We start from the raw sequence: 24,963 nt of genomic DNA, 5'->3' as shown, positions 1-24,963 counted from the left end.
CGTGCGACAGACCTTCGTCGACACCATGACCGACCTGCTGGCCGAGGACCCCCGGACCGCCCTCGTGCTCGCCGACATCTCCGCGGCCGCCTTCGCGCCGGCCGCCGCCCGGCATCCCGAGCGGGTGCTGAACGTCGGCATCCGGGAGCAGCTCATGATGGGCGTCGCGGGTGGGCTGGCGCTCACCGGGCTGCGGCCGGTCGTGCACAGCTACGCGCCCTTCCTCGTGGAGCGGGCGTACGAGCAGATCAAACTCGACCTGGACCACCAGGCCGCCACCGCGGTGCTGGTGAGCGTCGGCGCCTCGTACGACCGGGCGGCGGCCGGCCGTACCCACCTCTCCCCGGCCGACGTCTCACTCATCGACACGCTGCACGGCTGGGCCGTGCACGTACCCGGGCATCCCGGTGAGGTGTCGGCGCTGCTGCGCGACGCGGTGGCCGGGGACGGTTCGGCGTACCTGCGGCTCTCGATCCTGCACAACGACCGGCCGCACGGCACGGACGGCGCCCTCACCGTGGTCCGCGACGCCGGGCCGGGAGCGCCGCTGCTCGTGGCGGTCGGCCCGGTGCTGGACGCCGCCCTGGACGCGGTCGCCGACCTGGGCGTGACCGTGGCGTACACCAACCGGCCGCGGCCGTTCGACACGGCGGGTCTGCGGGAGCTGGCGGGCACCGAGGTGATCCTGGTCGAGCCCTACCTGGCGGGTACGTCGAGCCGGGTGGTGTCGGACGCGCTGGCGGACCGCCCGCACCGGCTGCTGGCCCTCGGAGTGGGGCACGCCGACCTACGCCGGTACGGCTCCGCGGAGGACCACACCCGGTGACACGGGCTGGACGCGGCCGGCCTGCGCCGGTCGGTCACCCGCTTCCTGGAGGCGGCGCTGCAACCGGCGCGCTGAGCGGCAGAACAACCTGGCGAGGGGCGGACCTCAGCGGTCCGCGTCGACCGGACGGCGGCGGGTGCGCTCCCGGCCGAGGATCCAGAGCGCCTCGACGCCGTCCCGCCAGGTGATCTTCTTGCCCTCCTCGCGCCCCCGGGCCCGGTAGCTGATCGGCACCTCGTAGGGGCGGATGCGCCGGCGCAGCAGCTTGCCGGTCACCTCGGCCTCCATGCCGAAGCCACGGGAACGGATGTTCAGCGAGCGGTAGAGCGATACCGGCATCAGCTTGAAGCAGGTCTCGAGGTCGCCGATGTAGGAGTTGAACAGGATGTTCGCCGCCATCGTGACGCCCTTGTTGCCGATCACATACCAGAAGCTGTACGCGCTGTGGCTGCCGAAGGTGCGGTTGCCGTAGACGACGGTGGCGCGGCCGTCGAGCACCGGGTCGAGGAGCTTCGGGATGTCCTGCGGGTCGTACTCGAGGTCGGCGTCGAGGATGACCATGTACTCACCCTCGGCGTTGTCGACGGCCGTCTTGATGGCCGCGCCCTTGCCCGCGTTCCGCTGGTGGGTGATGACGCGAACCCGCTGGTCGTCGGTGCGGCCCAGGATCTCACCCGTGCCGTCCCGGCTGCCGTCGTCGACCACGATCAGCTCGATCTCACACGGATAGTCGACCGCCAATGCCTGCTTGAGGGCATCCGCGATGCGCTCTTCCTCGTTGTAGACGGGCATGAGGATCGAGAGCTTCACGGAAATCTCCATGGTGGGAACGACCTGACGGGCCTAGCGTAGCCTGGCTGGTCAGCGCTGTGCTGCCTTCCATCCCCGGACGTCCGGCGTGGCGTGCCAGACCTATGGTGTTTACTTCCGGCCATGTCGGCAGCCGGCTCCCTGCTCATCGTGGCACCTGTCGCCGCGGCGCTCCTGCTCGTCCACGCCACCCGGCCGGCGAAGGAGACGGTGGCACCAGTGCGACTGGCCGCGGTGCGAGCGGCACTGCTCACCGGGAGTTTCGCCGTCCTCACCGTGGAGGTGCTCGGCGCGCTGCGTGCGCTGACCCCGGTCGCCTTCGCCGCCGCCTGGCTGCTCTTCCTCGCCGTCGCGGCGGCAGCCGCCGCCCGGCGCCGCCGACGGGACGCGGTCCGGGAGGAGGAGACGGTCTCCGCCGCGCCACGGGGGGCTCTGGTCGCCGCCGCCCCCCGCCTCGCCGGGGAGACCCACGCCGGGCCGGTGCCGGCCGCTTCGGCCGCGACATCGGGGACGCCCGCATCGCGGCGGCACGCCTCCGGCTGGCGGACCCGGCTGGCCGAGCGCTGGCGTACGGCCAGCCGGGGCGAACGGCTGCTCGCCGGCACGACGGCCGGACTGCTCCTGGCGGAACTGGTCGTCGCGCTCCTCGCCGAGCCCAACAACTTCGACTCGCAGACCTACCACCTGCCCAAGGTCGAGCGCTGGGTGGCCCAGGCGGACCTCGACTTCTGGGCGACCGCCATCCACCGGCAGGTGACCATCCCGCCGGGCGCCGAGTACCTGCTGCTGCACCTGCGGCTGCTCACCGGCGGTGACCGGCTGCACAACCTGGTGCAGTGGGCGGCCGGCGTGGGCTGCCTGCTGGTGGCCGCCCGGATCGTCGCGCAGCTCGGCGGTGGCCGTCGGGCTCAGCTCCTGACCGCGTTCGTCCTGGCGACCACGCCCATGGTGGCGTTGCAGGCGACCAGCACCCAGACCGACCTGGTGGTCGCCGCCTGGGTCGGCTGCGCCGCGACGCTGGTGCTCGACGAGCTGCGGCGGCGTACCGGGCTGGGCACGCTGCTCGGGCTCGGGGCGGCCGCCGGGCTGACCGCCGTGACCAAGACCAACGGGCTCATCGCGGTCGGCCCGCTGCTGGTGCTCTGGGGACTGGCCCAGCTCCGGCTCGCCCGCGCCGGTTCCGTGACGGCAGACGGCAGCGACGCGGCGGGCGAGAGGGGTGCGGCCGGCGCGGGCGGCCCGGGCGGGGCAGACGGCCGAGGCGGCGCGCGCGGCGAACCCGGCGCGGGCGGGGCGGGGCCCCGGATCGCCCGGACGCTCGGCGGCGCGGTGCTGGTCGTGGTGGTGGCGGCGGCCGTGGTCGGTCCCTTCGTGGCGCGGGTCACGGCGGAGTTCGGGCATCCCCTCGGGCCACCCCGGCTGCGGGAGTCGATCCCCATGGAGCGGCACGACCCGCTGTCGGTCCTGGTCAACGCGGCCCGGATCGGGCACACCGCGTTCGACACCCCGTTCGCGCCGCTACGCCACGCCGCCGCCGAGGCGATCATCCGGGGCGCCGAGGCGATCGGCGTCGACCCGCAGGACCGGGAGATCACGTTCGGACGGGAGATCTTCCCGGAGCCGTCCTGGTACCCGGACGAGGACCGCGTGGCGTTCCCGCTCACCGGGGCGCTCGCGCTGCTGGGAACGGCTGTCGCGCTGGCCCGACCGCGGCGGCTCGCCCCGCCGGACGTGGGGGCGCTGCGGGCGTACGCGGCGCTCGTGGTGCTCGTCGTGGTGCTGCACACCGCGATGATCAAGTGGCAGCCGTGGGGCAACCGGCTGCTGCTGTACGTGCTGACGCTCGCCGTACCCCTGGCCGGGCTCTGGCTCGACGCGCTGTTCCGCCGCCGTGCGAGCACGCCCACGCTCGCCGTACCCGCCACACCGGTCGCGGGCCGGCGGTCGATCGCCGCGCTGGCGGCCACGGTCGTCCTGGCCACCTCCGCGCTGGCCGGCGTGCTCGCGGTGTCGTACGGCTTCCCGCGCCGGCTGGTCGGTGCGGGATCGGTCTTCACCGCGTCGGAGTGGGAGACCCGGTTCCTGCGCCGGCCACAGTGGGCCGACGAGTTCCGGTGGGCGGCCGCGGCGGTACGCGACAGCGGCGCCCGCCGGATCGGCCTCGTGGAGCAGAACGACAACTGGGAGTACCCCTGGTGGCTGCTGCTGCGCGACGCCGACGGGCGGCCACCCGAACTGCTGGCGCTCCGGTCGGTGCTTCCCGACCGGCCGCCGGCCGAGCCGTCCTCGGTGGACGCCATCGTCTGCACCGGGCCCCGGACGGCGTGTGTCCGGCTCGTGCCGCCCGGCTGGCGGGTCGAGTACCGGACGTACGTCGGCTACGCCCTGCCTCCGCCCGGCTGACCCGTCCGGGCGGACCGTCCGGGCGGACCGTCCGGGCGGACCGTCCGGGCGGACCGTCCGGAGTGAGCGGGCCGATCAGGGGTGCCCGCCCGGGGGGCGGCGTCCGGATCGCCCGAAGGGCACCGTTCGGCAGTCCGCGCAAGGATTACGAGACGCATTCACATGTGCCGATCCGCACGTTACCGTCTGGTAACTCAATCGACATCCTGCGATTGAGCGGAAAGGAGTGCGTCGATGCCTGTCACCTCCGCCAGGCGCGAACGGACCACCCGGCGGCGCATCGCCGTCGCGGCCGTCGCCGCCGCTCTCGCCCTGCCGATGTTCGCCGGCCCGGCCGCCCCCGCCGTCGCCGCCGACCGGCCGGCCATCCAGCCCCTCCCGGCGAACCTCGAGGCCATCCGCGCCGCCGAGGCCACCGCCCTCTACGGCACACCGGACATCCGGCCCATCGAGCAGCGCCGCACGGCGCTCATCACCATGGGCGACAGCGAGATCTCGGGTGAGGGGGTGGGCAACTACGTCCCCGGCACCCACGAGCCCGGGAACTGGTGCGACCGCTCGTACGACCAGGCGGTGTTCCGCACCGGCATCGCCGCGGACGAGAGGTACAACATCGCCTGCTCGGGTGCCACCCCGTGGAACCTCATCCGGGGCGGGCCCACCCAGCACAACGAGCTGAACCAGGGCGACCACCTGGCGATCAAGGCGCGGAACACGCACATCAGGCTGATCTGGGTGGTGGTCGGCGCGAACGGTGACGGGACCATCCAGTTCGGCCCGGTGGCCACGGACTGCGCCCTGCGCCGCGTGCTGTTCCAGGGCCCGTGCTACCCCACCTACACCGACGAGTGGACGGTCCGCACGGACGGCAGCCGCCAGGCCGTCGAGGCGGCGCTCACGGACATCCGCAACACCATGACCGGCGCCGGCTACCTGCGCTCGGACTACGAGCTGGTGCTCATGTCGTACCCGAGCCCGGGCAGCCCCGACGTCGAGGACAACCCGGACTTCCCCGGCTGGTACGCGGGCAGCTGCCTGCTCTACCTGGCCGACGCCGCGTTCGCCCGGAACAAGGCGGTGCCGCTCTTCGAGTCGGCGCTGCGCGCGGCCGCCGCCAACACCGGCACCCGCTACCTGGACGCCAGCCGCCTCTTCCACGGCCACGAGGTCTGCACCGACAGCACGTCGGTACGCGGCCTCTACATCGAACTCGGCATCTGGGACGAGAACGCGGCCCGCCAGTCGTTCCACCCGAACTACCGCGGGCACGGCATGTTCGCCCAGTGCATCACCCAGTTCTGGAACTCGGGGCAGCAGCGGGCCACCTGCGTCGACCCGGCCAGCACCGGCACGGGCGTGCTCTACGACGGGCTGCTCGAGTTCCGCCAGCTGCGCAACCAGGCCACCGGCACCTGCCTGGACGGCAAGGGGTACGACTCGCGCAACGGCACGCCGCAGCAGTCGTACGGCTGCCACGGCGGACGCAACCAGGGCTTCTGGTACGACGCGACCCGGCAGTCGCTGCACTCTGAGCTCTCCCACGACCGGTGCCTCGACGTCGCCAACGGGTCACTGACCTCGGGGACGGCCGTGAACATCTACGACTGCCACGGCGGGGCGAACCAGAAGTTCGTGTTCGTGGGCAGCCAGATCAAGCCGGCCGGCAACAGCAACCTCTGCCTGGCCTTCGACAACCCGCTGCTCGGCACGCCGCGGCTGCGGCTGGCCACCTGCTCGACGAGCAGCCGCCAGAAGTGGTCCTTCGAGTCCCGCAACTTCCCGAACCCGGTCGGCTACGGCCACGACGACTTCATCGGCTCCCGGGTGTACTGACCCTGACCGCCCCTCCACCCCCGCGATCTTGCACTTTCCGCCCCGACAAAAGCCACACACCACCACGAACCAGGGGCACAAACTGCAAGATCGCGGGGAGTGGGCGGGGGCGCGCGCGGGCTCGGGGGGTTAGCGGACGGGGGTGGGGTGGGGGGACGTGGTGGGGCGGGCGGTTGCCGTGGGCTCACCGATGGTCGCCACGATCCGCTCCCGTGCGGCCCGCAGGCGGGTACGGAAGGCGTGGTTGAGCAGCGTGTCGAGCTGCCACACCTGCTTCGGGTGCCCGGTACGGATGAGGAACCGCTCGCGGACCCCGTCGATCGCCGTGGCGGCCAGCTCGACGGAGTGCGTACGCGGGTCGGGGCTCCACGTGACGTTGCTGAGTTCCCGCAGTTCGGTGTTGAGGTGCAGGCGGAGCCGGTGCAGCACCCGGGTCTGCTGGGTGACGACGAGTCGTCGGTGGGTGAGCAGGAGCAGGTACTCGCCGCCGACCGGACGGTCGGGACGGCTGCACCGGGTCACCAGGATGGTGGCGTCGCCCGAGCCGACGCAGCGGCGGAAGACGGGCATGTGCCGGCTGACGGTCTGCAGCGCCAGGCCGGCCTCGGCGGCGGCCGGAAGGAACGTTCGGGAGAAGACGTCCATGCTCTGCCCAACGACACGCGTGCGGCAGTGACATGGGTCACGCGCAATTTGCAGAAGTTCCACGGGCCAGGGTCGCACCGCCTGTCCGACATCCGGCCCCGAGCCCGGTGGGACATGCGGACGCGGGATTCCCGCTGTCGTGAGCCCGCTCAGACTTCGTCCGGCGTCAGCAACTCGGCGAGCCAGCCCGGCACCGCCTCGGCGTACTCGGCCCGGGCTGGGCCGGCCGTGTCGAGCGACCGACGCCAGGAGAGCGCCCGGCTCACCGTGGTGACGTTCACGGCCAGGCGGGCCGCCTCCACGAGCGTGGCCCTGTCGTACGCGTCCGTCCACGGCTCCAGGTAGGCGTCGCGCAGCCGGGTCAGGGCGGGATCGCCCGGTTCCCGCTCGGACGCGTACCGGATCGAACGGAGGGTCACGAGCAGGGTGCCGAACGGGTGCGCCACCGACGCGTCGCCCCAGTCGAAGAAGCGGTAGTCGCCGGCGGGCGTGGCGAAGATGTTGCCGTCGTGCAGGTCGTCGTGCTGGATCGTGGCGGGGACACCGATCTCGGCGAGCCGCCGGCACCGGTCGGCGTACGCCGGCAGCTCGGCCCGCAGCCGGTCGTACACCTCCGTGCTCACTCCGCCGTCCGCGCCGATCCGCAGCGACTCCCGGTCGTCGAGCAGATCGGACAGCAACGCGGGCAGCCGCTCGGGCCGGTGGTCGGGGACACCGAGGGCGAGCAGCCGCTCGACCCGGGGCGCGACGGCCCGCTGGAGCGCGGCGTACTCGCGGAGCACCCGCTCCCAGTGCCCGAGGTCGTTGTCGCGGGCGAGCAGGTCGCGCAGCGACACGCCGCCGTCCGGCAGCAGCGACCAGCCCCTCTCGGCGTCGACGGCGATCGGTTCCAGCACCCGGCCCGGCGTGAGGTCGGCCAGCGCCCTCAACAGCCCGGCCTCGTGGACCGTGCCGGGGTTGTTCGCCTTGAACCACACCGCCCCGGCGTCGGTGGGCACCCGCCACACCAGCGACCACGGCCGGAGCCGCGGCTCCACCGGGGCGCTGACCCGGCGGCCGGCCCGGGCGAGCGACTCCCGGATCCAGGCGTGGGCCTCGGCTCGCCAGCGAGCGTCGAACCAGGCCGGGCGACTGTTCGCGGAGGTCGTCACGGAAGGCAGGCTAGGAACGCCCCCGCCGGTCGGGCCAGGCGTTTTCCGCGCGACGCTCAGATGATCGGCGTCATGGGGCCGAATCCGGTGCCGATCCGGATCGCCGTGGCGAAACTGTTGCCAAGCCAGCGGTACCGGTAGAGGTAACCCGTCGACTTCTGCACGGCGACCAGGTCGGGCCAACCGTCCCGGTCGAAGTCGCCGACCTGGGCGAGGTCCCGCATCGTGTCCCAGCCCGCCCCGACCTGCGTACGGGTGACGAACCCGCCGGCCGTGCCCGGGTAGAGGTAGAGACGCCCGCTGCTCTTCTCCCGGGCGACCACGTCGGCGTAGCCGTCACCGTTGAAGTCGCCCCCGCCACTCAGCTCGTCGACGGTGTTCCATCCACCGCCGAGCCGGATCCGGGTGCTGAACGCGCCGCTGCCCCGACCGGGGTAGAGGTAGAGCGAGCCCGTGGCCGTCTCCACCGCCACCAGGTCCTGGTAGCCGTCACGGTTGTAGTCCCCGACGTGGGTGATCTCCCGGAAGCCGTTCCAGCCGGCACCGAGGTTGAACCGGCCGGTGACGCCGGAGCCGTTGCCCGGGTAGAACCACAGGTAGCCGGTGGCGGGCTCGCGGGCGATGACGTCCTCGCCACCGGCACGGTCGAAGTTCCCGGCCCGGATGATCGTGTCCATGTTGTTCCAGCCGGTACCGAGCGTCACCCGCCCACTCAGCGTCGTCCCGTTGCCGCCGTAGATGTGCAGCCGGCTGGTGGAGGGTTCCCGGTAGCCGACGTCGGACCACCCGTTGCCGGTGAAGTCGCCGAACGGCGTCGTCGGCAGCGGGGCGACGTCCAGGTAGTCGCCATCGATGTTTATCGTGACGCCTCCCCAGGTCTCGTTGTGCGGTCCCACGTGCTGCTTGATCCGCCGCTTCGGCCACCAGTAACCCGCCGGGATGCCCGGGTCCGTCACCGTGGCCACGCCATCCCAGCGGGCGAAGTCGAGGTAGTCCGGGCGCACGTAACCGGCCGTCCCGTAGGCGGCGACCTGGTCGGCCACACCGCGAGCCATGCTGCTGTAGAAGCCGGAGAGGTAGCCCAGGTCGTGCAGCTGGGCGGTCCACGCGCTCATGAACGTCGTGACCGCCGCCGTGCAGGCCGTGTCACCCCCGTCGTAGTCCTCCATGTCGTAGAAGAGCACGGACTCCCGCGGCAGGCCGAGGCTCACCGCCTGGTTCACGGCGTCCTGGGCCTGGGCGCGGCCCTGCGCCGCGGCCTGTGCCGGATCGATCCGCTGCTCGCTGGTGTCGAGGCAGGGCGCCTGGAGACCGACGTACATGGGTACGAGGTGCCAGCCGGCCGCGGTCTGGGTCGCCACCCATTCGGCCGTCAGCGCGGGCTGGGCGCAGCCACGGTTGACTCCGCCGAAGTAGATGACGATCGCCCGGTAGGGAGACTCCTGCCACGCCTGCATCTGAGCGCTCGTTGGCGCGGTGCACGCGTCGAAGCCCAGCCCGGTGTAGGTGCCGGGCTGCGGGCCGACGGCGGCCAGGGCCGGGCCGGTGGCTGCGGTGACCACGAGGCCGGCGCCGAGCGCGCAGGCGGCCGTGCCGGCCAGAAGGCGGCGCGTTGCGCGACGCAGCGTACGTGGCAAAGAGGCCGAGTTCACGTCTCCCCGATCTGCCGCGGATGGGAGCGGCGGGCGGACATGTCTCGTCACCCGCTCGCCACGGTCCGCTGATTCTGACCACACCCGACCCTCGTTGTCGAGGTCGGACGCCGGGGATGCGGGGAAACGTCAGAGCAATTCGACGATCGTGGCGTTGGCCATGCCGCCGCCCTCGCACATGGTCTGGAGCCCGTAACGGATCCCGTTGTCCCGCATGTGCTGGAGCATCGTCGTCATGATCCGCGCTCCGGAGGCGCCGAGCGGGTGGCCGAGGGCGATCGCCCCGCCCCGCGGGTTGAGCCGCTCCGGGTCCGCCTCCGTCTCGGCCAGCCACGCCAGGGGTACCGGGGCGAACGCCTCGTTCACCTCGTACACCCCGATCTCCTCGATGCCCAGGCCCGCGCGGCGCAGCGCCTTCGCGGTGGCCGGGATCGGCGCGGTGAGCATGGTGACCGGGTCGTCGGCGGCGACGACCGCGGTGTGGATCCGGGCCAGCGGGCGCAGCCCGTGCCGGCTGGCCCACTCACTCGTCGTGACCGCGAGAGCGGCCGCGCCGTCGGAGATCTGGGACGCGGACCCGGCCGTCACCACGCCGTCCTCCCGGAACGGTGTGGCCAGCCCCCCCAGCTTCTCCAGCGAGGTGTCCCGGCGGATGCCCTCGTCGGCGGCGAACTTGCCGCCGTCGGCCAGCGCCACGGGGGCCAGCTCCGGGTCGAACGCGCCGGCGTCCTGGGCGGCGGCCGCCTTCTCGTGGCTGGCCAGGGCGAACTCGTCGAGCTGCGTACGCGAGAAGCGCCACCGCTGGGCGATCAGCTCGGCGCCGACGCCCTGGTTGAAGGGGAGCGGGGAGTCCTCGGCGACGCCCTCGACGCCGCGGTAGCGCTGCCGCACCGCGTCGCTGAACGGCGTTCCGCCGGCCACGCTGGAGCCCATCGGCACCCGGGTCATCGACTCGACCCCGCCGGCGACCACGAGGTCGGCCTGCCCGGAGAGCACCGTCGCGGCGGCGAAGTGCAGGGCCTGCTGGCTCGATCCGCACTGCCGGTCCAGGGTGGTGCCGGGCACCGACTCCGGCCAGCCGGCGGCCAGCACGCCGTTGCGGGCGATGTTCCACGACTGCTCGCCCACCTGGGAGACGCAGCCCCAGAACACGTCGTCGACCTGCGCGGGGTCGATGCCGGTGCGCTCGGCCAGCGCGCGCAGCACGTGGGCCGACAGGTCGACCGGGTGCACCCCGGCGAGGCTGCCCTTACGCCGCCCCACGGGGGTGCGTACGGCGCCGACGATAACCGCGTCACTCATGTCTACTCCCCGGTAACCTGGGCTGCCCCGATCCTACGTCCTCGACTGGCGGGACGCCCCACCCCGCGGCGCGCCGTCGGACGACACCACCGGCCCCCGTCCGCTGGCATGCTGGGCGGGTGGAGGAGACGTTCCCGGTACGGGAGTGGCGGGTGCCCGCGAACCTGCCCGCCGCGAAGATCGCCGGCGCGGTCCTGCTGGTCTCGCTCGGCCTGCTGTTCGCCGACGGCGACGTGGTCCGTCTGGCGCTCGCCTGCGTGGCGTCCGCCGCACTCGTCGTGTGGGGAGCCCGCGACCTGCTGGCACCCGTCCGCCTGGCGGCCGACGACGCGGGGGTCACCGTGATCCAGGGGTTCGCCGGGCGGCGGCACCTTCCCTGGCCGGCGATCGAGGCGATCACCGTGGACCGCCGGTCCCGGCTGGGCCTCTCCACCGAGACCCTCGAGATCGACGCCGGGCACTCGCTGCACCTGTTCAGCCGGTACGACCTCGGCGCCGAGCCCGGGGAGGTGGCCCGGCTGCTGCGCGTGGCGCGGACGGCCGCCGTGCCGGAGTCGACGCGACCGCCGCGACGGCCGGACCACCCCTGAGCCGCGGGTCAGCCGGCCGGGACCTCCGGATCGCGGCCCGGGTCTCAGCCCGCCAGGAGCTGGGCCGTCCGGAACAGGGCCAGCGCCAAAAGGATCAACACGATGATCGCGCCGCCCGCGAACTGCACCAGCGTGCGGCGGGAGCGGGGCGCGTACGCGAGCACGAGGGCCATCAGGCCGCCGACCACCAGGCCGCCCAGGTGCCCGGCGATCGAGATGCTCGGCACGGTGAACGTGAAGATCAGGTTGATGACGAGGATCGGCAGGATCGCCGAGGTGTCCCGCCCGAGCCGCCGCATGATGACGAAGATCCCGGCGAACAGACCGAAGACGGCCGTGGACGCGCCGGCGGTGGCCGCGTTCTGGGCGCTGAACAGGTAGGCCGCGACGTTCCCGCCGAAACCGGCGATCAGGTAGAGGGCCAGGAAGCGCAGCGGCCCGAGGGTGGCCTCCAACGACCGGCCGAGCACCCAGAGCGCCCACATGTTCAGCAGCAGGTGCAGGACGCCGTAGTGCAGGAACATCGCGGTGACGAGCCGGTACCACTCGCCGTCGGCGACGCCGCCCACCGTGCCGTCGGGGAAGACGGCGAGCCCGAGCACGGCGCCCCAGTCGGTCAGCGGCGTGCTGCCGCCGAGCAGTCCGCCGAAGCCGCGCCCGCCCACGGCCGCGTCACCGCCCCGGTCGGAGGCGATGGAGAGGAGCATCAGCAGGACGTTGACCGCGATCAGCGCCTTGGTGACGTAGCCGTGCCGGCCGGCGGCACCGCCCCCGAAGGCGGTACGCGCCGGCCGGACGCTACGGCGCCCCTCGTTGACGCACTCCGGGCACTGGTGGCCCACCGACGCCGCGCGCATGCAGTCCGGGCAGATCGGCCGGTCGCAGCGGGTGCACCGGACGTACGTCTCCCGGCCGGGGTGTCGGTAGCAGACCGGGGTGGTCGGCGGCGACTCGCTCACCGTGTCCACCCTCCGGAGCGCTCAGTCATGCGAGCAAAGGTACCTCGCGCGCGCCTCAGGCAGCGTTCCGCTCGATCTCGACCCGCTCGATCACGACGTCCTGCAGCGGACGGTCGCTCGGGCCGGTCGGGGTGTTGGCGATCGAGTCGACCACCTTCGCCGACTGCTCGTCGGCCACCTGCCCGAAGATCGTGTGCCGGTTGTTCAGGTGCGGCGTCGGGGCGACGGTGATGAAGAACTGCGAGCCGTTGGTGCCCGGCCCGGCGTTCGCCATCGCCAGCAGGTACGGCCGGTCGAAGCGCAGCTCCGGGTGGAACTCGTCGGCGAACTTGTAGCCGGGGCCGCCACGGCCGGTGCCGGTCGGGTCCCCCATCTGGATCATGAAGCCGGCGATCACCCGGTGGGAGATGGTGCCGTCGTAGTACGGACCCTTGCCCGGCTGGCCGGTGCGCGGGTCGATGTATTCGCGCGTCCCCTCCGCCAGCTCGACGAAGTTGCGGACGGTCTTCGGGGCGTGGTTCGGGAAGAGCTCCAGCCGGATCGGCCCGGCGTTGGTGTGCAGGGTGGCGTAGATGGACTCGGCCACGGGTACTCCTCACTCGTTGGTCAGTTCCATGCGGATCCTCCCATGTGCCCGATCTGGCATCACGGAGGCATCCGAAGGTGGAGGATGACGGAGGAACAACTCCCAGGAGGTGGGACCGTGTTTGGAATGGGGCGGCGGAAGTCCCAGAGGCAACTCGCGAGGGCCGAGCTGAACCAGGGCATCAGTCACCTGATGCAGGCAGCCACGTACGCCGCCAAGGGCGCTGGCGCGACGGTCGGACCGCGCGTCCAGGCGGCCCGGGACCACGTCGGACCGACGGCGGCGAGACTGCGTGACCGCGCCGCGACCGGCTGGGGGACCACGCTCACCTCGCTCGCACCGCTCGCCGCGGCCGCCCGCGACGGCGCCGTGCAGGCGGGTTCGATGACCAGGAAGGCGAAGTCGAGGAACATGCGGATGACCGGGAAGAAGAAGCAGCCGCGCCGCCGCGGCCGGATGATGACGGGCCTGCTGGCCGCCGGCGCGATCGCCGGCGTGGCCGGGATGATGGCCGCGCGGCGCCGCCGGGAACAGCAGGAGTGGGCGGAGTACGACCCCACCCGCACGCTGGAGCCGATGCGGGACGAGGTCGACACGATCGAGGTGCAGACCCGGTCGACGCCGGCCGGCGCGAAGATGGCCGACGCGACGACCTCCCGTACGTCCGCTGTGGGCGGTGGCCCGACCGGGGCGGGCAGCTCGGCGGTGGCCGGTGGCGACAGCGCCTCCACCACCTCGACGGGCACCCGCGCGAAGGTCCAGCCGACCGACAAGGTTCCCTCGGTGGCCGAGGGCGCCACGGACGTCTCCGGCCGGCCGGCCGACGACCTCACGAAGGCGATGGGCAAGGACACCGCCCGCACCAACGGGCGTCGCTGACCGCGGACGCGGTGGAGGAGCGCCGGCGAGGCGGGGGACATCCCGCTACGCCGGCGCCTCCGCGTCCGGGACGCGGCGTGCGACGGGGCGCCGGCCGTGCGGGGTGGGGCGCCGGGTCGCGGCTCGCGGTCAGAGCCAGCCGTTGCGGCGGAACCAGCGGTACAGCATGTACGAGCAGGCCACCATGACGGCCCAGATGAACGGGTAGCTGTACTTCCACTCCAGCTCCGGCATGTACCGGAAGTTCATGCCGTAGATGCCGGCGATGGCCGTCCAGACCGCCGCGATGGCCGCCCACGCCGCGATCTTGCGCATGTCGTTGTTCTGGTCGACCGTGACCTGGGCGAGCCGCGCCTGGAGGATCGAGTTGAGCAGGTCGTCGTACGAGTTCACCTGCTCGACCGTGCGGCTGAGGTGGTCCTGCACGTCGCGGAAGTAGCGCCGGATCTCCTTCGGCACGTCCCGATTGACGTCCGACGTCAGCCGCAGCAGGGGGCGTTGCAGCGGCACCACGGCCCGCTTGAACTCCACCAGCTCGCGCTTCATCTGGTAGATCTTCTGGATCCGGCCGCTGCCGTTCCGGTCGAAGACCTGCGCCTCGAGCAGGTCCAGGTCGTCCTCGAGCTGGTCGGCGACCTCCAGGTAGAGGTCCACGACCCGGTCGGTGATGGCGTACGCGACCGCCCACGGCCCGTGGAGCAGCAGCTCCTGCTTGGTCTCCAGGTCGGCCCGGACCGGCGCGAGCCGGCACGCGTCGCCGTGCCGGACGCTGATGAGGAAGTTCGGGCCGATGAAGAGCATCACCTGCCCGGTCTCCACCACCTCGGACGACTCGGTCAGCTCGCCGTGTTCGCAGTACCGGGCCGTCCGCAGCACGAGGAAGCTGACGTCGCCGAACTGCTCCAGCTTCGGGCGCTGCGCCGCCTTCACCGCGTCCTCGACGGCCAGCTCGTGCAGCCCGTACGTGGCCGCGATGGCGGTCATCTGCTCCAGTTCCGGCTGGTGGAGCCCCAGCCAGACGAAGGCGTGCTCCTCCCGGCGGGCGGCGGCCAGCGCCTCGGCGTACGTCCAGTCGCCCGGCTGCCGCCTGCCGTCGACGTAGAGCGCGCAGTCGACCACCGCGTCCCGACCGGGGCGGGAGGGCTCGGGGACGCGCGGTGCGCCGTCGGTGCTCAGGATGCGTGTCATCGCCCGCACCGGAGCCGCCCAGGCTCGCGGTCGCGGCAGCCGCCCCCCGTTCGGCGAGGAGATCCGGCCTCGTTGCTCCCGATCCGTCATCGTGCCCCCCTCTCCACGCTCCGCCGCCCGGCGAGTCGCGCCGGTCGGCCTCGATGGCCGGATTGCAGGGTACGCCCGATCGGTCCGTCACCGCCTGTGACGGCTCGGTACGTGAAGCGGGGCCGGGCGGGCCGGGTCGCATCGGGGGGTGAGGGGACGACGCGGCCCACCCGGCGCCCTGTGGGGGCGGGGGTTGTGCTGGTCACGCCACTTCCGACCGGGGCGACGAGGGTCGGGCCCGCTCGTTGCCGGCTCGACCGGCGACGAGGATCGGAGGACGCCCTCGGCTACACGTCGTGAGTGACGCTCGCAGCATTGTGGGCCCGCCGGCCCCCCGGGCGGGAGTCCCGGGGCGGCCGGCAACGCCATTCTGTCGGGAATCCGACAGAAACTCACCCGCGAACCGCTTCCACCGCTTCTGCGAGCCGGCGTACACCCTCGTCGATCCGGTCGGCGGTCACCGCGGAGAAGGCGAGCCGCAGGGCGTGCTGCCCGCCGTCGACCATGAAGTCGCTGCCCTTCACCACGGCCACGCCGCGCTCGGCCGCCGCCGGGGCGAGCCGGTCCACCAGGACGTCCTCGGGGAACTCCACCCAGAGGAAGTAGCCGCCGTCGGGCTCCACGAAGCGAACCTGCGGCAGGTGCCGGCGAAGTGACTCGGCCAGGACGCGGGCGCGCTCACCGAGCGCGGCCCGCACGGTCTCGATCGAGCGGTCGATCTCACCGGACACGCAGAACTGGTGCACGATCGCCTCGGAGACCATGCCCGGCGAGATGTAGAGGCTCGTCGCCTTCTTCGCGATGTCCGCGATCAGGTCGGCCGGCCCGACCAGGTAGCCGACCCGGACGCCGGGGCAGACCGTCTTCGTGAAGCTGGAGGCGTGGACCACGACGTCACGCGTGTCCAGCGAGAGCATCGACGGCAGCGGCTCGCCCCGGAACCGGATGTCCGCGTACGGGTCGTCCTCGAAGATCGTGAACTCGTACTCGGCGGCCAGGTCGAGCAGCTCCCGCCGCTTCTCCAGCGAGAGCGTCACACCGGCCGGGTTCTGGTAGTTCGGGATGATGTGCGCCAGCCGGGGGCGCACCCCCGACTCCAGCAGCTTGCGCAGCTCGGCGGTGTCCAGGCCGTCCGGCTGGATGGTGACGCCGTGCAGCTCGCTGCCCATCCGCTTGAGGTTGAGCAGGGTCCGGTCGTACGTGGGCCGCTCCACCACCACCGCGTCGCCCGGGCGGACCAGGTGGTCGAAGAGGAAGGCGTCGGCCTGGAGCGAACCGTTCGTGATGAGCACCTGCTCCGGCGCCACCCCGTGCTTCTCGGCGATCCACCTGCGCAGGGGCGGGTAGCCGACGGAGGTGCCGTACGCCGTGACCCCGGCGGGGTCGGCGTCGAACGCGCGGACGGCGGCGGCCTTGAGCCCCTCGACATCGACGATGTCCAGCGAGGGCGCACCACGGGCGAAGGAGATCAGCTGCTCGGCGGTCATGGCTGTTGAGCGTACGGGCGGCCATCGGGCGTACGCCGACGGCACGGCGATGTCCGCATCCTGAGCCACCGGGTCGGGTGACCTCGGCCGAACCCGCGGTGCGGCAAGTCGGACCGGAAGGGCGAGCGGGTCGTGCTGCGCCCGCCGGCCGGCGCGTTCCGTGGGCCGGGCCTCGCCCCGGAGTGCCGTCCCCGGGCGCGCCGGTTGCGGTCAGGACGCCGGCACCATCCGGCTCGCCGCCCAGACCCGCATGATGTCCCGCACCGAGATGACGCCGGCCACCTCGCGGCCGTCGAGCACCACGAGGTGCCGGAACCCGCCCCGGGCCATGGCCGCGGCGGCCTCCTCCAGCGTCCAGTCCGGGCCGGCGTAGACGACGTCCCACGTCAGGTGGGCGCCCGTGCGCTCGACGTCGCAGTCCAGCCCCGCGCCGATGGCGTTGAGCACGTCCCGCTCGGTCATGATGCCGACGCCCTCGGAGTCCGGGTCGATCACCACCGCCGATCCGACCCCGCGGGCGGACATCATCTGGGCCGCCTGGCGGAGCGTGTGCTCCGGGCCGACCACGAGGACCTGGCTCGACATCGCTTCCCGTACCTGCATCACGCATCACCCCTGTGGGACGGTGGCATCCGGTACGGACATGGTGAGCCGTCGATGTTACGGGAACAAGACCGGCGTCGCCGACACGCCGTGCGGCTCGCTAGGGTCGGGGCGTGTCCACCGAGCCCCTGCGCTGCGCCGGCGCCCTCATCGTCGACGACGAGGGCCGCCTCTTCTTCCAACGCCGGTCCCCCGACCGGCGCCTCTTCCCCAACTGCTGGGACGTGGTCGGTGGCCACCTCGAACCCGGCGAGGACGTGGAGGCCGCGCTGCGGCGCGAGGTGACCGAGGAGACCGGCTGGACGCTCTCGCGGCTGCTCGCGCCCGTCGGCGAGTACCGCTACGTGGGCGACGACGGCCTGGAGCGCGTCGAGAGCGACTGGCTCGTGCAGGTCGAGGGCGACCTGGACCGGCCCCGGCTGGAGGCGGGCAAGCACACGGAGTACCGCTGGCTCGCCGAGGAGGATCTGGCCCTGCTCGACGAGCACCGGGACGTCAACGACGGCCTGATCCGCCGGATCGCGGAGGAGGCCTTCGCCGCCCTGCGTGCGGCAGGTCGGTGAACCACACCGTCGAGCTGGCGCCGCACCGGTTCGCCGGGCTGGTGGCCCCGGCGGTCGACCGGGCCTTCGACGCCGGCATGCGCGCCGGCCGGGAGCGGGGCGGCGCCGAGGTGAGCCAGCGGTACGGCGGGCCGGCGGCGACGGGCTTCCTGGTGGAGTTCCGCACCCGCCTGGCGGAGCCCGGTGGCGTGGTCGACGGCCCCGGGTTCGCGGCGGCCACCCGGTACCGGGACCCGGCCGAGTGCCGGCGGGCGCTGGACAAGCAGGTGGCGTACGGGATGCTGCACCGCCGGCCGGACGGCGGGGTGGCCGCCACCGAGCGGGGGCTCGCGTTCCTCGGCGAGCTGTGGCAGTTGCACGCCGAGGTGACCGCGGAGCTGTGGGCCGGGCACGAGCAGCGGGTGCTCCGGCTCGTCGAGGCGCTCGGGCGGATGCTCGCGTACGCGCTCGTGCTCGGGGCGGAGCAGCCCGGATCGGCGGGGGCGGCGTTCACCGCGATGGCGCCGCCGTACGAGCCGGACGGCACACCGCCCGCGCTGCTGCTGCTCAACCGGCTCGGCACGCTCCGCTACCACCGGGACGACGCGTACGCCGCGGCGTGGGCCGCCGCCGGGCACACCACGCAGAGCGTGACGGCCCTGCCGCCCGGCCCGGAGCGGCTGGCCATCGAGCAGGAGACGGACCGCCGGGCGGCGGGCCCGTACACGGTGCTGACCGCCGACGAGCGGTTGACGATGCTCGCCGACCTCGCCGCGCTGCCGGGCTGAGCGGCGGGGGTGAACCCCGGTTGACCGGAGGCACCCCGGCCACCGGCGCTATCCTCCACCGGTGACCGGAGTCGTACGAGGGAGGATGCCGGCATGATCGGGATGGTGCTCGCGGCCGGGGCGGGACGCCGGCTGCGCCCGTACACCGACACCCTGCCCAAGGCGCTCGTGCCGGTGGACGGTGACGTCACCATCCTCGACATCGCGTTGCGGAACCTCGCCGAGGTCGGGCTCACCGACATCGTGATCGTCGTCGGCTACGCGGCCGACGCGGTGCGGGAGCGGCAGGCCGACCTGGAGAAGCGGTACGGCGTCAGGCTGACCCTCGTGCACAACGACAAGGCCGAGGAGTGGAACAACGCCTACTCGCTCTGGCTGGCCCGGGAGTACTTCGCCGAGGGCGTGCTCCTGGTCAACGGCGACACCGTGCACCCGGTGAGCGTGGAGAAGACCCTCCTGGCCGAGCGGGGGCCGGGCATCCTGCTGGCCGTGGACACCCTCAAGCCGCTCGCCGAGGAGGAGATGAAGACCACCTTCGACGCGGCCGGCCAGCTCACCCGGATCACGAAGATGATGGACCCCGGTGAGGCGTACGGGGAGTACATCGGCGCGACGCTCATCGAGCCGCAGGTGGCCGACGCCCTCGCCGACGCGCTGGAGACGACCTGGCGGCGCGACCCCAACCTCTACTACGAGGACGGCTACCAGGAGTTCGCTGACCGGGGCGGCGAGGTGCGGGCGGCGCCGATCGGCGACGTCTCCTGGGTGGAGGTCGACAACCACGCCGACCTGGCGCGGGCCCGGGAGATCGCGTGCCGCTACTAGCCCGGAGCGTCCTGACCCCGCTGCACATCGACGTGCGGCGGGGCGCGGTGGCCGACCTGGCGGCGATCCTGGCCGACGGGCGCATCTCCTCCGGGGGCGACGTCGCCGTGGTGGTCGGCCCCGGCCAGGGGGAGCGGATCGCCGAGTTGATCAAGCCCTCGCTCGGCTCGGCCGACGTGTTCACGGCCGCGGGCGGCACCCTGGAGGCCGCCGACGACCTGGGCGGCAAGCTGCGCGCCCGCTCGTACGACGCGGTGGTCGGCATCGGCGGCGGCAAGACCATCGACGTGGCCAAGTACGCGGCCACCCGTCGCGGCCTGCCGATGGTCTCGGTCGCCACGAGCCTGGCCAACGACGGGATCGCCTCCCCGGTGGCCAGCCTCATCACCGACGGGATCAAGGGCTCCTACGGGGTGCACATCCCGATCGCGGTGATCGTCGACCTGGACTTCGTGGAGAGCGGCTCGGAGCGGCACAACCGGGCCGGCATCGGCGACGTGGTGAGCAACATCAGCGCGCTGGCCGACTGGGAGCTGGCCCGGCAGGTGCGCGGCGAGCCGGTCGACGGGCTCGCCGCCTCGCTGGCCCGGATGGCCGCCGAGTCGGTGCTCAGCCACCCCGGCGACATGGGCGACGACGCCTTCGTGACGGTGCTCGCCGAGGCGCTGATCGCCAGCGGCCTGGCCATGGCCGTCTGCGGCACCAGCCGCCCGTCCAGCGGCGGCTGCCACGAGATCATGCACGCCGTCGACGCGCTGTTCCCCGGCACGGCGTCGCACGGCGAGCTGGCCGGCCTGGGCGCGCTCTTCTGCACCTTCCTGCGCGGCGACACGCAGCGACTCGGGCAGATGGCGTCCTGCCTGACCCGGCACCGCCTGCCGGTCACGCCGGCCGAGGTCGGGCTGACCGACGACCAGTTCGTCGACGCGGTGATCTTCGCCCCGCGTACCCGGCCGGACCGATACACCATCCTCGAACACCTGGCGATGTCGCCTTCCGACGTTCGGGCGCGGCTGGCAGACTACGCCGGTGCGATCCGCGACCACCTCGGCTGAGCCGTCCCGTCCCACCGTCGCCGACTTCCACCGCACGAACCGGGGCGGCGGCCTGTTCAGCGAATCGATCAGCCAATGGCTCGGCGCCGCGTTCGCGGTCGCCGCGCACCGCCTGGGGCTGCGCCCGACCGCTCTGACGATCACGAACCTCGTGCTGGGGCTCGCCACGTCGGTCACGGTGGTGGCGCTGGCCGGCCGGGTGGCCGACGGCGACGTCCCGGCCTGGGTGGTCGGGCTGCTCGCGCTGGTCGGCTGGCAGGTGGCGTACGCCCTGGACTGCGCGGACGGCCAGCTCGCCCGGGTGACCGGGCAGGGCAGCCCGGCGGGCGCCCGGGTCGACGTGCTCTGTGACGTGGCGGCCCAGATCGCCCTGGTGGCGGCGCTCGGCGCGACCGCCGTGGCGCAGCACCCGTCGACCCCGCCCTGGCTCGTGGCGGCGTTCGCCGGCACGTGGATGGTCAACCTGGTCACCTCGGTGATGCAGGCCGGCCCGAACGCGGCGAGCATGGTCACGTCGACCTCGCTGCCCGTACGCATCGTGAAGCTGGTCCGCGACTACGGCGCGGTGATCTTCGTGGCCGCCCTGGTGCTGCTGCTCGCCCCCGCCCTGGCGCTCTGGGTCGTGGTGGCGTTCACCGTCGTCAACGGCGGCTTCCTGCTGGCGAGCATCGCGTTCAGCGCCCGCGCCTCCCTCCGCTGACCCGCACCGACCCGGCTCCCGCCGCCGGATGTGGGCCGGTCAGGGCGTGGCCGGGGTCCTGGCGCTCATCAGGCCGGCGTACACGTCGACGAGCTGCCCGGTGACCACGTCGGGGTGGAAGGTCCGCTCGTAGCGGGCGCGGGCCGCCGCCGACAGCGTCGCGGCGCCCGCCCGCGCGAGCGGCAGGGCGGCGGCCAGGGCGGCCGGCTCCGGCGGCACCACCCAGCCCGCCTCGCCCGTCACCGCCCCCGTCGGCAGGGTGGCCCTCCCGTCGCCGGGTACGGCGGAGGCGACCCGCGCCGGGCCGGTGCCCGCGGGCTCCCGGGGAGTGTCGGCCCCGACCAGGTACGGGATGCCGCCGAGCGCCGTGCCGAGCACCGGGCGGCCGCTGGCCAGCGCCTCGATGATCACGGTGGGCAGCACGTCGTGCCACGTGGAGGTGGCCAGCACCACGGCGCTCGCCTCGAGGGCGGCGCGGACGCCGGCCCGGTCGAGCGGGCCGAGGAACGTGACGTCGCCGCGCTCCTCGGCGGCCGCCTCGGCCAGCGGACGCAGCTCGCCGTCGCCGGCGATCCGCAGCGGCCCGAGGGCGCCGTCGGGGTGCCGCCGCCAGGCGTCCAGCAGCAGGTCCAGGCCCTTCTCGGGGGAGAGCCGGCCGAGGAAGAGGAACCCGTCGCCCAGCGGGGCGGGCCGGCCCGGGTCCGGGATGCCGTTCGGCTTCACGACGATCCGCTCGTCGGGGATCCCGTAGTCCCGCAGGTGGTCGGCCACCGCCGAGGTGAGCGCCACGAACCGGTCCACCGAGCGCCAGGTCGGCCGGTGCACCGCCAGGGTGGTGGCCATGAGGGCGCTCTGGGCCCGGGAACCCCGGTAGCAGCGGTGCACGATGGCCGGCACGCCCAGCGCCCGTCCCCGGCAGTCCTGGCAGATCACCCCGTCCCGGAAGTAGAGCCCGGAGGAGCAGACCTGCCGGTAGTTGTGCACCGTCTGCACCACCGGCACGCCGTGCCGGTGTGCGGTGCGCACCACCCAGGGCGAGAGCAGGGGGTACGGGTTGTGCAGGTGCAGCACGTCCGGCCGGTGCTCCTCGATCAACCGGCTCAGCTGCTGCTGCGCCCGCGGCGCGTAGATGGGTGAGACGGGCAGCAGGGCCTTGGCCGTACGCGGCATCGTGGGGATCTCGTCCGAGCTGCGCAGGAACGGCAGCACCTCGACGCCGGCCGCGGTCAGCTGGGCGATCTCCGCGTCGACGATCGTGTTCTCCCCGGACGGCTGGGCTTCCCGGTACCGGTTGTGCGCCACCACGATTCTCACGGGAAAGAAGGCTACCGTTGGCTGATGCCCGAACTACCGGAGGTTGAGGCGCTCGCGGGCTACCTGCGCCAGCGGGCGGTGGGCCGTCGGGTCGACCGGCTGGAGGTCGCCGCGATCAGCGCCCTGAAGACGTACGACCCGCCGCCGAGCGCGGCGACGGGGCGATCGGTGGTGGACGCGCGCCGGCACGGCAAGTTCCTGGACGTGGTCCTCGACGGCGACCTGCACCTCGTGGTCCACCTGGCCCGGGCGGGCTGGCTGCACTACCGGGAGGCGTTCCCCGGCGGGGCGCCGCTGCGCCCCGGGAAGGGCCCGATCGCGCTGCGGGTACGCCTCGACGACGGCTCGGGCTTCGACCTCACCGAGGCCGGCACCCAGAAGAAGCTCGCCGCGTACCTGGTGACCGACCCGGCCGCCGTGCCGGGGGTGGCCAAGCTCGGCCCCGACGCGCTGACGGCCGACCTGCCCACCTTCACCGAGCGGATACGCAGCCGGCGCGGCCAGGTGAAGGGGGTGCTCACCGACCAGGCGGTGCTGGCCGGGGTGGGCAACGCGTACTCCGACGAGATCCTCCACGCGGCCCGGCTCTCCCCGTTCGCGCTCACCGACCGGCTGACCGACGAGCAGCTGGCCGCCCTCCACGCCGCCACCCGGCAGGTGCTCGGTGACGCCGTGACCCGGTCGCTCGGCCAGCGGGCGGCGGAGCTGAAGGCCGAGAAGCGCTCGGGCCTGCGGGTGCACGCCCGCACCGGGCTGCCCTGCCCGGTGTGCGGGGACACGGTCCGGGAGGTCTCGTTCGCCGACTCGAGCCTCCAGTACTGCCCGACCTGTCAGACCGGAGGCAAGCCGCTCGCTGACCGTCGGCTGTCCCGGCTCGTACGGTGAGTAACGACACTGCCGGTTACGGAGCGGAATCGGCCGGGGATGCGCCAGTGTCCCGCTCGGCGGTTCTACCAACGGGGTCATCCATCGGTATAGTGGCCCGGTCCCCGGCTTCTGATGAGCAGTGGAGCCGGCCAGATCCCGCCGGCACCACCGGGCGCGAAATGTCCTTCGGGTCCGGCGGCCGATCGGGCCCACGTGGGAGACTGGGACGGTGGGCGACCCGTGCCCCTCACGGCGAGTGAGCGGCGCGCGTCATGCGGGAGGACATGGGTGAGGTGACGGCAAGCCTCCAGCGCCCGGTAACCAACACAGGCCGGAGCAGACTCGTGCGGCACGTCGACAGCTTCGAGATCCAGCCGCCGACTCCGCCGTCGCACAACGGCGTACCCCGGTCGGCATGGGCCCGGGCCCGCCGGCGGGTCTCCCGCTGGCATCGTCCCTACACGGCCATCCTGCTGTTCCTCGACTTCGCGGCGGCCGTGTTCGCGAGCTTCACGGCGATCCACACCTTCGACCAGGCCCGCGCCGGCTTCTACAACGCCAAGAACGACCCCACCTGGTTCTTCACGGTGGCGTTCGTGCTGCTCCCGCTGGGCTGGGTGGTCATCCTCTGGGGCAACCGGGCGTACGACCGGCGCTACCTCGGGCTCGGCCCGGACGAGTTCAAGCGGGTGATCCGGGCCGGCGTCGCGGTCGCGGCGACGGTCTCCTTCCTGGCGTTCGCCACCAAGACCGACCTGTCCCGTTACACGGTCGGCACCGCGCTGCTCGGTGCGCTGCTGCTGATCCTGCTCGGCCGCATCCTCGCCCGCTTCGTGCTGCACGTGATCCGCCGCAACATCGGCCAGGGCGGCCACCGGATGGTGCTGGTCGGCACCCTGCCCGAGTGCCTGGAGGTCTACACGGCGGTCACCCGCAACCCCGCGGCCGGGCTGGTCCCGGTCGCCATCCACCTCACCGACGGCTACGCGGCGTCCCGCGGCATCCGGACGCCCGTGCCCGTGTACGCCGGACGCGACGTGCTCGCCCTCGTGCGGGAGGTCGGCGGGGACACCATCGCGGTGTGCGGCTCGGCGAGCGCCGAACCGGGCGAGCTGCGCCGGCTGGCCTGGCAGCTGGAGGGCTCCGGCGTCGACCTCGTGGTGGCGCCGCAGCTCACCGACATCGCCGGTCCCCGGGTGCACATCCGCCCCATCGAGGGCCTGCCGCTGCTGCACGTCGAGGAGCCGACGCTGTCGGGTCCGGCGCTGCTGGCCAAGAACCTCATGGACCGGGTCGCCGCGGCCCTCGGGCTGCTGCTGCTGATCCCCGTCTTCGTGGCCATCGCGATCGCCATCAAGATCTCCGACCCGGGGCCGGTGTTCTTCCGCCAGCCGCGGGTGGGGCACGAGGGGCGCACGTTCCGGGTGTGGAAGTTCCGCACCATGTACGTCGACGCCGAGGAACGGCTGGCCAGCCTGGTCGACCAGAACGAGACCGACGGCATGCTGTTCAAGATCAAGCAGGATCCGCGGGTCTTCCCCGTGGGCCGCTTCCTGCGGGCCTCCTCGCTCGACGAGCTGCCGCAGCTGATCAACGTGCTGCGCGGGGAGATGTCGCTGGTCGGGCCCCGTCCGCTGCCGGCGGACGACGGCGACTTCCTCGGGGACGTGCGCCGGCGGCTGCTGGTGCGCCCCGGCATGACGGGGCTCTGGCAGGTCTCCGGCCGCTCCGACCTCTCCTGGGACGAGGCGGTCCGCCTGGACCTCTACTACGTCGACAACTGGTCCCTCGCGTACGACCTCAGCATCCTCTGGCGGACGGTCGGCGTGGTACTCGCCCGCAAGGGCGCGTACTGACGGCGTCTGGCG

At 73.1% G+C, this 24,963-nt stretch carries 22 protein-coding genes and 1 pseudogene; 12 read left to right on the top strand and 11 right to left on the bottom strand.

What is annotated here, in order from left to right; translation table 11 throughout:
• Window position 1: 1 nt before the first annotated feature.
• Window positions 2-823: pseudogene (locus D7I43_RS27210) on the top strand (transketolase family protein); the annotation flags it as partial.
• Window positions 824-931: 108 nt separating this feature from the next.
• Here the strand turns inward: D7I43_RS27210 and D7I43_RS27205 are convergent.
• Complete coding sequence (locus D7I43_RS27205) at window positions 932-1,636, bottom strand: glycosyltransferase family 2 protein (protein ID WP_120331429.1); 705 nt, start codon at window positions 1,634-1,636, stop codon at window positions 932-934.
• Window positions 1,637-1,759: 123 nt separating this feature from the next.
• Between D7I43_RS27205 and D7I43_RS27200 the strand changes: the two genes are divergently transcribed.
• Complete coding sequence (locus tag D7I43_RS27200; RefSeq protein ID WP_120331428.1) at window positions 1,760-4,039, top strand: hypothetical protein; 2,280 nt, start codon at window positions 1,760-1,762, stop codon at window positions 4,037-4,039.
• A gap of 234 nt (window positions 4,040-4,273) precedes the next feature.
• On the top strand, window positions 4,274-5,872 hold the full coding sequence (locus tag D7I43_RS27195; RefSeq protein WP_120331427.1) for a ricin-type beta-trefoil lectin domain protein: 1,599 nt from the start codon (window positions 4,274-4,276) through the stop codon (window positions 5,870-5,872).
• 129 nt (window positions 5,873-6,001) lie between these two features.
• On the opposite strand, the gene D7I43_RS27190 is transcribed toward D7I43_RS27195, so the two are convergent.
• The 4 genes from D7I43_RS27190 to D7I43_RS27175 form a co-directional block, all read right to left on the bottom strand.
• Window positions 6,002-6,517 carry a hypothetical protein gene (locus tag D7I43_RS27190; protein WP_120331426.1) on the bottom strand — a complete coding sequence of 172 codons (516 nt, stop codon included), beginning with the start codon at window positions 6,515-6,517 and terminating at the stop codon, window positions 6,002-6,004.
• Between the two features lie 149 nt (window positions 6,518-6,666).
• On the bottom strand, window positions 6,667-7,668 hold the full coding sequence (locus tag D7I43_RS27185; protein WP_120331425.1) for a phosphotransferase: 1,002 nt from the start codon (window positions 7,666-7,668) through the stop codon (window positions 6,667-6,669).
• Between the two features lie 56 nt (window positions 7,669-7,724).
• Window positions 7,725-9,320: a glycoside hydrolase domain-containing protein gene (locus D7I43_RS27180; RefSeq protein ID WP_147427303.1), complete on the bottom strand. Its 1,596-nt coding sequence runs from the start codon at window positions 9,318-9,320 to the stop codon at window positions 7,725-7,727.
• A gap of 129 nt (window positions 9,321-9,449) precedes the next feature.
• Complete coding sequence (locus D7I43_RS27175; RefSeq protein WP_120331423.1) at window positions 9,450-10,622, bottom strand: thiolase family protein; 1,173 nt, start codon at window positions 10,620-10,622, stop codon at window positions 9,450-9,452.
• Window positions 10,623-10,741: 119 nt separating this feature from the next.
• Between D7I43_RS27175 and D7I43_RS27170 the strand changes: the two genes are divergently transcribed.
• Window positions 10,742-11,212: a PH domain-containing protein gene (locus tag D7I43_RS27170; protein ID WP_120331422.1), complete on the top strand. Its 471-nt coding sequence runs from the start codon at window positions 10,742-10,744 to the stop codon at window positions 11,210-11,212.
• A gap of 44 nt (window positions 11,213-11,256) precedes the next feature.
• Here D7I43_RS27170 and D7I43_RS27165 read toward each other — a convergent pair whose 3' ends face one another.
• Entirely contained in the window at window positions 11,257-12,171 is a 915-nt protein-coding gene (locus D7I43_RS27165) for a rhomboid family intramembrane serine protease (protein WP_120331452.1), read from the bottom strand.
• Between the two features lie 55 nt (window positions 12,172-12,226).
• Complete coding sequence (locus tag D7I43_RS27160) at window positions 12,227-12,757, bottom strand: peptidylprolyl isomerase (RefSeq protein ID WP_120331421.1); 531 nt, start codon at window positions 12,755-12,757, stop codon at window positions 12,227-12,229.
• Between the two features lie 84 nt (window positions 12,758-12,841).
• Here D7I43_RS27160 and D7I43_RS27155 point away from each other — a divergent pair, with 84 nt between their 5' ends.
• On the top strand, window positions 12,842-13,636 hold the full coding sequence (locus tag D7I43_RS27155; protein WP_120331420.1) for a hypothetical protein: 795 nt from the start codon (window positions 12,842-12,844) through the stop codon (window positions 13,634-13,636).
• Between the two features lie 129 nt (window positions 13,637-13,765).
• Here D7I43_RS27155 and corA read toward each other — a convergent pair whose 3' ends face one another.
• The 3 genes from corA to D7I43_RS27140 form a co-directional block, all read right to left on the bottom strand.
• Window positions 13,766-14,914: a magnesium/cobalt transporter CorA gene (gene corA, locus D7I43_RS27150; protein ID WP_120331419.1), complete on the bottom strand. Its 1,149-nt coding sequence runs from the start codon at window positions 14,912-14,914 to the stop codon at window positions 13,766-13,768.
• A gap of 392 nt (window positions 14,915-15,306) precedes the next feature.
• Entirely contained in the window at window positions 15,307-16,401 is a 1,095-nt protein-coding gene (locus D7I43_RS27145; RefSeq protein ID WP_120331418.1) for an aminotransferase-like domain-containing protein, read from the bottom strand.
• A gap of 210 nt (window positions 16,402-16,611) precedes the next feature.
• Window positions 16,612-17,004 carry a CBS domain-containing protein gene (locus tag D7I43_RS27140; RefSeq protein WP_120331417.1) on the bottom strand — a complete coding sequence of 131 codons (393 nt, stop codon included), beginning with the start codon at window positions 17,002-17,004 and terminating at the stop codon, window positions 16,612-16,614.
• A gap of 113 nt (window positions 17,005-17,117) precedes the next feature.
• Here D7I43_RS27140 and D7I43_RS27135 point away from each other — a divergent pair, with 113 nt between their 5' ends.
• The 5 genes from D7I43_RS27135 to D7I43_RS27115 all read left to right on the top strand — a co-directional run bounded on the left by D7I43_RS27135 (window position 17,118) and on the right by D7I43_RS27115 (window position 20,914).
• Window positions 17,118-17,567 (top strand): NUDIX domain-containing protein, encoded by a 450-nt coding sequence (locus D7I43_RS27135; protein ID WP_120331416.1) that lies wholly within the window; start codon window positions 17,118-17,120, stop codon window positions 17,565-17,567.
• On the top strand, window positions 17,564-18,334 hold the full coding sequence (locus tag D7I43_RS27130; RefSeq protein ID WP_120331415.1) for a hypothetical protein: 771 nt from the start codon (window positions 17,564-17,566) through the stop codon (window positions 18,332-18,334). The genes D7I43_RS27135 and D7I43_RS27130 overlap by 4 nt, the downstream gene beginning before the upstream one ends.
• 93 nt (window positions 18,335-18,427) lie before the next feature.
• Window positions 18,428-19,159, top strand: a complete 732-nt coding sequence (locus D7I43_RS27125; RefSeq protein WP_120331414.1) for a phosphocholine cytidylyltransferase family protein — start codon at window positions 18,428-18,430, stop codon at window positions 19,157-19,159.
• The gene (locus tag D7I43_RS27120; protein WP_120331413.1) at window positions 19,147-20,214 is read left to right on the top strand and encodes an iron-containing alcohol dehydrogenase family protein; all 1,068 of its coding nucleotides are present in this window, start codon (window positions 19,147-19,149) and stop codon (window positions 20,212-20,214) included. Before D7I43_RS27125 ends, D7I43_RS27120 begins: the two co-directional genes overlap by 13 nt.
• Entirely contained in the window at window positions 20,189-20,914 is a 726-nt protein-coding gene (locus D7I43_RS27115) for a CDP-alcohol phosphatidyltransferase family protein (protein WP_120331412.1), read from the top strand. The genes D7I43_RS27120 and D7I43_RS27115 overlap by 26 nt, the downstream gene beginning before the upstream one ends.
• 39 nt (window positions 20,915-20,953) lie before the next feature.
• Here the strand turns inward: D7I43_RS27115 and D7I43_RS27110 are convergent, their stop codons facing one another.
• Window positions 20,954-22,228 (bottom strand): glycosyltransferase, encoded by a 1,275-nt coding sequence (locus D7I43_RS27110; protein WP_120331411.1) that lies wholly within the window; start codon window positions 22,226-22,228, stop codon window positions 20,954-20,956.
• 24 nt (window positions 22,229-22,252) lie between these two features.
• Between D7I43_RS27110 and D7I43_RS27105 the strand changes: the two genes are divergently transcribed.
• Together D7I43_RS27105 and D7I43_RS27100 are read left to right on the top strand one after the other, a co-directional pair.
• Window positions 22,253-23,113, top strand: a complete 861-nt coding sequence (locus D7I43_RS27105; RefSeq protein ID WP_120331410.1) for an Fpg/Nei family DNA glycosylase — start codon at window positions 22,253-22,255, stop codon at window positions 23,111-23,113.
• 266 nt (window positions 23,114-23,379) lie between these two features.
• The gene (locus D7I43_RS27100; RefSeq protein ID WP_120331409.1) at window positions 23,380-24,951 is read left to right on the top strand and encodes a sugar transferase; all 1,572 of its coding nucleotides are present in this window, start codon (window positions 23,380-23,382) and stop codon (window positions 24,949-24,951) included.
• The last annotated feature ends 12 nt before the right edge of the window (window positions 24,952-24,963 follow it).

Source organism: Micromonospora globbae, from assembly GCF_003610785.1.
GTDB classification, from domain to species: Bacteria; Actinomycetota; Actinomycetes; order Mycobacteriales; family Micromonosporaceae; genus Micromonospora; species Micromonospora globbae.
Note: the sequence above shows the minus strand (reverse complement) of the source record. Positions and strands in the feature narration are given on the sequence as shown.

Bases quoted from the DNA above. Each gene is read 5' to 3' on its own strand.
- D7I43_RS27200 (WP_120331428.1), top strand. From the start codon at position 1,760: ATGTCGGCAGCCGGCTCCCTGCTCATCGTGGCACCTGTCGCCGCGGCG.
- D7I43_RS27195 (WP_120331427.1), top strand. From the start codon at position 4,274: ATGCCTGTCACCTCCGCCAGGCGCGAACGGACCACCCGGCGGCGCATC.
- D7I43_RS27190 (WP_120331426.1), bottom strand. From the start codon at position 6,517: ATGGACGTCTTCTCCCGAACGTTCCTTCCGGCCGCCGCCGAGGCCGGC.
- D7I43_RS27175 (WP_120331423.1), bottom strand. From the start codon at position 10,622: ATGAGTGACGCGGTTATCGTCGGCGCCGTACGCACCCCCGTGGGGCGG.
- D7I43_RS27155 (WP_120331420.1), top strand. From the start codon at position 12,842: ATGACGGAGGAACAACTCCCAGGAGGTGGGACCGTGTTTGGAATGGGG.
- corA (WP_120331419.1), bottom strand. From the start codon at position 14,914: ATGACGGATCGGGAGCAACGAGGCCGGATCTCCTCGCCGAACGGGGGG.
- D7I43_RS27145 (WP_120331418.1), bottom strand. From the start codon at position 16,401: ATGACCGCCGAGCAGCTGATCTCCTTCGCCCGTGGTGCGCCCTCGCTG.
- D7I43_RS27140 (WP_120331417.1), bottom strand. From the start codon at position 17,004: ATGCAGGTACGGGAAGCGATGTCGAGCCAGGTCCTCGTGGTCGGCCCG.
- D7I43_RS27125 (WP_120331414.1), top strand. From the start codon at position 18,428: ATGATCGGGATGGTGCTCGCGGCCGGGGCGGGACGCCGGCTGCGCCCG.
- D7I43_RS27105 (WP_120331410.1), top strand. From the start codon at position 22,253: ATGCCCGAACTACCGGAGGTTGAGGCGCTCGCGGGCTACCTGCGCCAG.
- D7I43_RS27100 (WP_120331409.1), top strand. From the start codon at position 23,380: ATGGGTGAGGTGACGGCAAGCCTCCAGCGCCCGGTAACCAACACAGGC.